Source organism: Pseudomonas sp. F1_0610, from assembly GCF_047470865.1.
Lineage (GTDB): Bacteria > Pseudomonadota > Gammaproteobacteria > Pseudomonadales > Pseudomonadaceae > JAZDRH01.
Window position 1 is genome coordinate 24871 of the sequence record NZ_JAZDRH010000032.1, and the last position, 8400, is coordinate 33270.

At 43.9% G+C, this 8400-nt stretch carries 7 protein-coding genes; 4 read left to right on the top strand and 3 right to left on the bottom strand.

The window, feature by feature from the left end; translation table 11 throughout:
• Window positions 1-36: 36 nt before the first annotated feature.
• Window positions 37-3090, bottom strand: coding sequence for a ribonuclease E (gene rne / locus VQ643_RS14295; RefSeq protein WP_414200652.1), 3054 nt, complete (start codon window positions 3088-3090; stop codon window positions 37-39).
• Window positions 3091-3640: 550 nt separating this feature from the next.
• Between rne and rluC the strand changes: the two genes are divergently transcribed.
• From rluC to VQ643_RS14315, 4 genes are read left to right on the top strand one after another with little or no spacing between them, the layout of a single operon-like run.
• Window positions 3641-4603, top strand: a complete 963-nt coding sequence (rluC, locus tag VQ643_RS14300; RefSeq protein ID WP_414200654.1) for a 23S rRNA pseudouridine(955/2504/2580) synthase RluC — start codon at window positions 3641-3643, stop codon at window positions 4601-4603.
• A complete protein-coding gene (locus tag VQ643_RS14305) occupies window positions 4590-5252 on the top strand; it encodes an HAD-IIIA family hydrolase (RefSeq protein ID WP_414200656.1) in 663 nt (220 codons plus the stop codon). Before rluC ends, VQ643_RS14305 begins: the two co-directional genes overlap by 14 nt.
• A 20-nt stretch (window positions 5253-5272) precedes the next feature.
• The gene (locus VQ643_RS14310) at window positions 5273-6244 is read left to right on the top strand and encodes a S49 family peptidase (protein WP_414200659.1); all 972 of its coding nucleotides are present in this window, start codon (window positions 5273-5275) and stop codon (window positions 6242-6244) included.
• A 58-nt stretch (window positions 6245-6302) separates the two neighbouring features.
• Entirely contained in the window at window positions 6303-6581 is a 279-nt protein-coding gene (locus VQ643_RS14315) for a helix-hairpin-helix domain-containing protein (RefSeq protein ID WP_414200661.1), read from the top strand.
• 1 nt (window position 6582) lies between these two features.
• Here the strand turns inward: VQ643_RS14315 and speG are convergent, their stop codons facing one another.
• Window positions 6583-7119 (bottom strand): spermidine N1-acetyltransferase, encoded by a 537-nt coding sequence (gene speG, locus VQ643_RS14320; RefSeq protein WP_414200664.1) that lies wholly within the window; start codon window positions 7117-7119, stop codon window positions 6583-6585.
• A gap of 438 nt (window positions 7120-7557) precedes the next feature.
• Window positions 7558-8310 (bottom strand): hypothetical protein, encoded by a 753-nt coding sequence (locus tag VQ643_RS14325; protein WP_414200666.1) that lies wholly within the window; start codon window positions 8308-8310, stop codon window positions 7558-7560.
• Window positions 8311-8400 lie beyond the last annotated feature (90 nt).

Sequence of the window (8400 nt, forward strand, 5' to 3'; positions counted from 1 at the left end):
AAACATCATGTTTCCCCCTTTTTTGTTTGTTGCAGATTACTGTTGAGGCTTGTCTTCTTCGCTTGTCGCTGTTGAATCTAACAAGCTAGGTTGCTCAGTTAACTCAACATTGACTTCCTCTTGAATGACAGAAGCGTCTTGGTGTTTGATAACCGCTACTGTTTCATAGCTGCTTACACCATCAACGTTTTGCTCAGCCACTTCAACCTCGATAACTGACTGGTTATTCTGGCTAGGTGTTGAATCCGCTACTGGCGTAGTTACTGCGGCTGTAGTAACTGCGTTATGCGCTGTCTCAGCAACAGTAGTATTGTCTTGAGCCAGCGCAGCCTTGGCTTTAGCTTCACGCTCTAAGCGGCGGCGTTCACGAGGGTCATTGAGCGCGCGACCAGTGAAAGTTGGTGTGGTTACAGGCGTTTCTTCTACTTTAGCTGGTGTTTCTAGTACTGGTGCTGGAGTAGATGAGTGCTCAATAACAGGTGCAGCGGCCTGAGCTGGCTGAGAATCAGCTTTATTTTCAGTCACAGGTGAGTCCAGTGTTTCTGTACGAGTCTCAATAGAAGCTTGTACTTCTGGCGTTGCTGTTTCAACTGGCGTAGCTATCGTTGCTTGAGCTTCTACAACGCTCGCTGCTTGTGTGGCGATAGGCTCTGCAGTGGCTTCTAGTGAAGCAGCAGGAGCAATCACTTCTGGCTCGGCTGTTGATTCAGTATTTTCCTCTGCTGCAATACCATCGTTATTGCGTTCACGGTAACGATTTCGGCGAGCTGGTCGCTCAAAGGTTTTGCTGTCTTCAGTTGTCGTTAGGCTATTACTAGTCTCTTGCAGTTCAACAGGTTGAGTTTGCTCCTCATCTGTTGCTGGAGTAGTTTCTTCTACTGATGCTTCTACCTGGTCATCACGTTGACGCTCGCGACGATTGCTGCGGCGGCGTTGTCCGCGTGAGCGACGACGAGGGCGATCATCTTGGCTGTCATCGTCTTGTTCGTTATCTAGCAAATCATCATTGATATCAACATCCACTTTGGCTTCTTCACGTGGTTTACGCTCTTCACGCTGAGGGCGGTCGCGACGGGTAGGCGCGGTATTAGTGGTTTCAGCTGTATCTTCGTTATTATGACGTTGCTCCTCACGAGGTTGTTTGCGTGACTGACGTTCTTCGCGTTGCTGATCACGTTGTTGGCTACGCTCATGATTACGTTCTGGGCGTGAATTTTGTGTTTCTTGCTCGCGCTCATTACGATTACTGCTGCGTTCGTCGTCACGCTCATTGCGATTGCCTCGGTTATTGCGAGGGTTTTCACGGCGGCGGTTCGGCTGACGAGCTGGGCGGCGTTCTTGCGGTTTAGCGTTGCTTGTGGTTTCCGCTGTTTTAACAGGCTGGGCTTCTTCTTTGCTGCCTGCAAATAAATTAACTAAAGAGCGAACTAAGCCTTTAAACATGCTCGGTTGTTCTGCCGTTTTAGCTGCCGTAGGTATAGACGGACGTTCGCTAGGAACTACTTTAACTGCGGCCTCTTCGCGCACTAATGTGCGCGTTGAGCTTAATGGTTGAGGCGCTTCTTCGCTTTCTTCTAATGCCATTTCGTAGCTAGAGACATTATTAGTTAGCTCAGGGCTATCATCACGTAGACGCACAACTTCAAAGTTAGGTGTTTCAAAGTGTTCATCTGGGATAACAAAAATACGAACTTTACTGCGTAGCTCAATTTTTAATAAGCTTACGCGTTTTTCGTTTAGTAAGAAGGCAGCAACATGCAAAGGCACGTGAGCACGTACTTCAGCAGTGCGCTCTTTTAGGGCTTCTTCTTCAATTAGGCGCAAAATAGCTAAAGAAATAGATTCAATATCACGAATTACACCTTGCCCATTACAACGAGGGCAGACCACACCGCTGGTTTCTCCAAGCGATGGACGTAAGCGTTGGCGCGACATCTCTAACAAACCAAAGCGAGAAATACGGCCAATTTGCACACGGGCGCGGTCGATTTCTAAGCATTCACGCATACGATCTTCCACCATGCGTTGGTTTTTCGCCGGTGTCATATCAATAAAGTCGATTACAATTAAACCACCAATGTCGCGCAAGCGCAGTTGACGCGCGATTTCTTCAGCCGCTTCAAGGTTGGTTTGTAATGCGGTTTCTTCAATATCGCTACCACGGGTTGCGCGGGCAGAGTTGATATCAATAGACACCAATGCTTCCGTTGGATCGATAACCAGTGCGCCGCCGGAAGGTAGTTTAACTTCGCGTTGGAAAGCACTTTCAATTTGGCTTTCAATTTGGAAACGGTTGAATAAAGGTACGCTATCTTCATACAGTTTTACTTTGCTGGCATACTGCGGCATAACTTGCAAAATAAAATCTAAAGCATCGTTTTGCGCGTCAACGGTATCAATTAGTACTTCGCCAATGTCTTGACGTAAGTAGTCACGGATAGCACGAACAATCACATTGCTTTCTTGATAAAGCAGGCGGGGGGCTACTTGACTATCGGATGCACTTTTAATCGCAGTCCATAGTTTTACTAAGTAGTCTAAATCCCACTGTAGTTCTTCTGTACCACGACCTAAGCCTGCCGTACGGACAATAAGACCCATATCAGCAGGTGTATTTAAACCAGCCATGGCCTCACGTAACTCAGCCCGCTCGTCGCCTTCAATGCGGCGAGAAATACCACCAGCACGTGGGTTATTGGGCATCAGTACCATGTAACGACCAGCTAAGCTGATAAAGGTCGTTAAGGCCGCGCCTTTATTACCACGCTCTTCTTTTTCAACTTGAACAATAACTTCCTGACCTTCACTGATCACATCTTTAATGTTGATGCGGCCATTGCCGTCATAACCGTTATGGAAGTATTCACGTGAAATTTCTTTTAATGGTAAAAAGCCATGGCGTTCTGAACCAAAGTTCACAAATGCAGCTTCTAAGCTGGGCTCTACGCGTGTAATAACACCTTTGTAGATATTGGCTTTCTTCTGCTCACGGGCGCCTGATTCAATGTCGAGGTCGAACAGGCGTTGCCCATCAACTAAGGCGACACGCAACTCTTCAGGTTGAGTTGCGTTAATTAACATTCTTTTCATGATGTACCAAAATTTCCGAAATCTCGGAAAAGTTAGTGCACACACGACCTTAAGAGGGGAGTGAGGGGCGCGCAGCGAGAAATGCTCGCCGTGTCTAGCTTACCTTGAGCCTAATATAAGCGCAGGTCGCGACAGCGTCTCCTTGTTTGCTGTTTGGGGCAAACAAAATTAATAGGAGGAGGGATCATGTCTATTCGCGGACGTGATGAAACGTCTAGTTAAAAAATCAAACAAACGCAGAACCAACAATGTACATCTCCACCCTACACAGATCCTTCGATAAATCGGGTGTTGCTCTAAGCTTTCCAAGAGCGGTTTATCTAAACTGCTGCAATAATAGAGTGCAGCAGCACACTAAATTTCGGGACGCATTTGCTTTTGCAGTTGGCAAAAGAAGGTAGCCCGACACCTTTGACCATCGTTGAGCTTGATTAACAGTATCTATGCACGTTTATGCAATTCAGACATCGAGTGAATAGAACAACGAGAGCTTGGAATATAACAGTAAGTTGCGGGTGCTTCAATTGCTAGAAATCTGTATCCTACACATATGACGAATACTACTACTCAAATCTCAACTGGCGTACAGCTACTTGAGGTTGCGCCGGGCCTTGAAGGTCAGCGTATCGACAATTTTTTACGCACACGTTTAAAAGGTGTGCCTAAAACGATGATTTATCGCATTTTGCGTAAGGGTGAAGTGCGTGTAAACAAAGGCAGAATCAAGCCAGATTACAAACTAAAGGCCGGTGATGTGGTGCGTGTGCCGCCTATTCGTGTGAACGAAACGGATGAGCCTGCACCTATTGCGCAAGGGCTATTAGATCGCTTGCAAGCGGCCATTGTTTATGAAGATAAAGCCTTGATTGTCTTAAATAAACCAGCAGGCATTGCGGTACATGGCGGTAGCGGCTTGAATTATGGGGTGATAGAAGCATTACGGCAGATTTATCCTAAATACACAGAACTCGAACTGGTTCACCGTCTTGACCGTGACACCTCAGGCTTACTCATGGTCGCCAAAAAGCGTAGTATGTTACGTTATTTGCATGAACAGTTGCGAGGTGACGGCATCACCAAACGCTATTTAGCATTGGTCAGAGGTAGTTGGCCCGCCTCGCGCAAACAGGTTGCAGCGCCTTTGTTGAAAAGTAATTTGCGTTCTGGAGAACGCATGGTTGAGGTGAATCCAGAAGGCAAAGAAGCACTCACAACCTTTAAAGTGGTGCGCCGCTTTGGCAATTTTGCCACCTTGGTAGAGGCTAGCCCTATTACAGGTAGAACACACCAAATCCGAGTGCACGCTCGTTATGCAGGGCATTCAATAGCCGGTGACGCAAAGTATGGCGACGATGATTTCACTAAAGAGATACGTCAGCTAGGCGGTAAGCGTTTATTTTTACATGCTGTTGGCTTAGCCGTTACCTTGGCGGATGGCACTCACTTGACCTTGGAAGCGCCTGTAGAAACCATGTGGCAGGAAACGCTGGAGAAACTCGTTGGCGAAGATTAAGTTACTGGTGTTTGATTGGGATGGCACCTTAGTTGACTCAATTGAGCGCATTGTGGCGGCTATGCACTATGCTGAGCAGAAAACTAATATAGCTGCGCAAGATGATCAAAGCATTCGCAATATTATTGGGCTTTCCCTAAACAAAGCCTTTGCTGTGCTTTATCCTCAGCATGCGGATGACCTTGATCTACGTGGACGTTTTTTGCAGTTTTACAGTGATTTTTATATTCACTTAGAAAGCACGCCTTCAGCATTTTACCCACAAGTACCTGAGCTTCTAGAGGTGTTGCGTACACAGGGTTATTTTTTAGCGGTAGCTACTGGTAAGAGCCGTAAAGGGCTGGATAGAATTTTGCAAGGGCATGGCATGAGTGATTTTTTTGACATCACCCGATGTGCCGATGAAACCCAGAGTAAGCCCAACCCTCAGATGTTAGAGGAAATTCTCCAGCATTTTCAGTTAGCCCCTAATCAGGCTGTTATGATTGGTGACTCAGCTTACGATTTACAAATGGCAACTAATGCTAAAATGGCGAGTATTGCTGTAAGTTATGGTGCTCAATCGCTGAGCCAGCTAACGCAAGAGCAGCCTGTGGCTTGTATAAATCATTTTTCTGAATTGCTGACTTGGTTAGAGCAGCATAATTAACGCTTAGTAAGGATATCTTCATGTTTGATCTGCCACCGCAAGATGACAAGCAAGAAAAAAAAGCATGGCTACTACTAGAAAAAGCCGTTCTAGCAAGCACCGTTGAGCAGCGTCGCTCGCGACGTTGGGGAATTTTATTTAAGTCCTTAACCTTTCTTTATTTATTTGTGATCTTATTGACCTTTGTTGCAGGTATGAATGCCACAAATGAAGCAACAGGTGAGCATGCCGCAGTGATCGAAATTCGTGGTGTGATAGCAGATAATGAAGATGCCAGTGCTGATCGTATCATTGGTGCATTGCGTAATGCCTACAAAAATCCAGATGTTAAAGCCATTATTTTCCGTATTAATAGCCCTGGCGGCAGCCCTGTTCAGTCAGGCTATGTATATGATGAAATTAATCGTTTACGTGCCCTACATCCGGATATTAAAGTTTATGCGGTGATTACTGATATTGGCGCTTCTGGTGCTTATTATATTGCCAGTGCAGCGGATCAAATCTACGCTGACAAAGCAAGCTTAGTAGGCTCTATTGGTGTTACTGGTGCAGGCTTTGGCTTTGTTGGTGCAATGGAAAAACTAGGCGTTGAACGTCGTTCTTATACATCCGGTGAGCATAAGGCTTTTCTTGACCCTTTCCAGCCGTTAAAACAAGACGAAGCTCAATTTTGGGATGGCGTACTGGGCACTGTGCATAAACAATTTATTGAGGTAGTGAAAAAAGGCCGTGGAGATCGCCTAAAAGAAACCCCTGATTTGTTTTCCGGTTTGATTTGGTCAGGCGAGCAAGCATTAACTATGGGCTTAATTGACGGTTTAGGTAGCAGTAGCTATGTCGCGCGTGATGTAGCGAAAATTCCAGAAGGCCGCCTGGTGAATTACACGGTAACAGACAGCCCTTTAGATCGTTTTGCGAAAAAATTAGGTGCAAGTATCAGCAGTGAGCTAGCAACTAAAATGGGGATGCAAGCAACGCCTCGTTTACAGTAAAAAATACAGTGAAAGCCCTGGATCATGCTGATTTAGGGCTTTTTATAAATGGTTTTTTATGCGTTTAAGCGAACAAGGATTTTTATTGATGCCATTTTCTGAGCAGGAAAAAGCCTATTTATTACAAGTAAAAGGGGTTGGCCCAACAGTAATAGCGCGTTTAGAACAAATTGGCTTTACTCAGCTTAAGCAGCTAGCCCAAGCCGATGCCAATGAAATACTGCAGACGGTTGCTAGAATGCTTAGCGCTAGTTGTTGGAAAAATAGTCCACAAGCACGAAATGCTATTAACTCAGCCATAGTTGCTGCTGGGCAATATACAGCGGCAAACAGTTAAATCAACTCGCATTTTTTGCTTTTAAAGCAAAATACTCATGCTGAAACATGCACATACGAATTGCATTTCGATAACTACCATTTATAAAAAACTCATCTATTAATTCAGCTTCCATGTGAAAACCTAGCTTTTTATAGATATGGATGGCTTTAACGTTCTCTTTATCTACAATCAAATAAAGTTTGTAAAGATTTAACACGCTAAAACCATACTCTAAGGCTAAATGGGCTGCTTGGCTGGCATAACCATTACCTTGGTGGCTAGGACTAATAATAATTTGAAACTCAGCCCTGCGGTGAATATGGTCAATTTCTACCAATTCAACTAAACCTACCTTTACGCCATTGTTTTCAACTACAAAGCGGCGTTCACTTTGGTCATGTATGTGCTTATCATATAGCTCTGCAAGCTCCACAAAAGCCATATAAGGCTCTTCAAACCAGTAGCGCATAACGCTAGCATTGTTATCCAACTGATGGACAAAAGATAGATCTTCACGCTCAAGGGGGTGCAGGCTGACAGAATAATTAGAAGTCATATAGCAATCCTTTTGTAATATTTAAGATAATTATACAGGCTAACGGAATCTCGATTCGAGTATTGGGTAGTATTATCTAAATCATACCGCTTGAGAATGTTCAATGTTTATATTGGTTCTAGCGTTTTAATCTTAATAAAAATAATTGGTATATGAGGTCAATATAATTTATATAACACTGTGCTTTTTAGTTTTAAGTTATAGTGGCTAGTATGAACCATCAAAGATAAAATTATTGCCATAAAGGCTGAAAAACCTAAAATTTAATATGAGTAACCTATTTTAACACTAAAAAAGCTAAACATCAGCACAGGCTAGTCCTGTAGGTAAAAAAAGTAAAATTACCAACATTTGACTTGCCATGTTTACCAAAGGTTGGCATAGACTTTCCTTGAGCTAGTTAGCATATGTATTGTAGTTTTATATAGTTTAAATAGTTTATTGAATGGGGAGTAAGGTTAGAAAAAGTAAGCTATGCACATAATTCACACCTAGGCGTCTAAAGCGCTCATCGAGTACAGAAGCAGCTAGGTCAAGCCGAGCTATTATTTTGGCATATTCCATTGCAAAGCTTACGTTATAGCCTTTTTCAGATATCTCATTGGAAAGTAATAACGGCTGTCCTTGTGCATCTTTACGATCACGTAGCACCCAGAGCGACATTTCAATATTGCGTGCAGAATTATTAATAAACTCTGCATTAAGCACATCAGAAATATAAAACTTGGTATGCCCACCGTGTGCATCAATAATCATACGGGCTTGGGCGTAAATTAAAGTACCAGCGCGATCACCTTGGAAACTAGGATCTAAGGCGAGGTAGAGCGCCTCAATGCTATTTTGATTTTCTAACCAAGGTAAGCGTTGATTATTCTCTATGGCTTGATGGATAAGCTCTTCCGCTTGCTGTTGGGTCGATGCAATTTTTCGCCACTCACGGGGATTGCGTTTATAAAACTTGGTTAACAGCTGGTAAAGGCCATGCAGGTTATTACGCATACTAATAGTGGTTAAGCGGTTTACATCTGTTTGCAATAATTCATTAGCTTGTGCAGCAGGATTAGCCCCCGTGATTTCTTCATGGCGTAGATTGGCATTAGAGGTATTGCTACTGCACGCGCTTAACCAAAGTAAGCAGCTTAGTGCAAAACCAATAAGAAGAAAATTATGCTGTCGCAATAAAAAGAGCATGTTCACCCTATCAATAACCTATCCGTTGGCAACCCTACCCTAAGGGAATGTAGCATAAGAATCCACTAAGTACATTGCAATAAAATAAAA

What these genes read in the sequence shown, in the direction of transcription:
- rne (WP_414200652.1), bottom strand. Translation starts at nt 3,090, where the DNA reads ATGAAAAGAATGTTAATTAACGCAACTCAACCTGAAGAGTTGCGTGTC.
- VQ643_RS14315 (WP_414200661.1), top strand. Translation starts at nt 6,303, where the DNA reads ATGCGTTTAAGCGAACAAGGATTTTTATTGATGCCATTTTCTGAGCAG.
- VQ643_RS14310 (WP_414200659.1), top strand. Translation starts at nt 5,273, where the DNA reads ATGTTTGATCTGCCACCGCAAGATGACAAGCAAGAAAAAAAAGCATGG.
- rluC (WP_414200654.1), top strand. Translation starts at nt 3,641, where the DNA reads ATGACGAATACTACTACTCAAATCTCAACTGGCGTACAGCTACTTGAG.
- VQ643_RS14325 (WP_414200666.1), bottom strand. Translation starts at nt 8,310, where the DNA reads ATGCTCTTTTTATTGCGACAGCATAATTTTCTTCTTATTGGTTTTGCA.
- speG (WP_414200664.1), bottom strand. Translation starts at nt 7,119, where the DNA reads ATGACTTCTAATTATTCTGTCAGCCTGCACCCCCTTGAGCGTGAAGAT.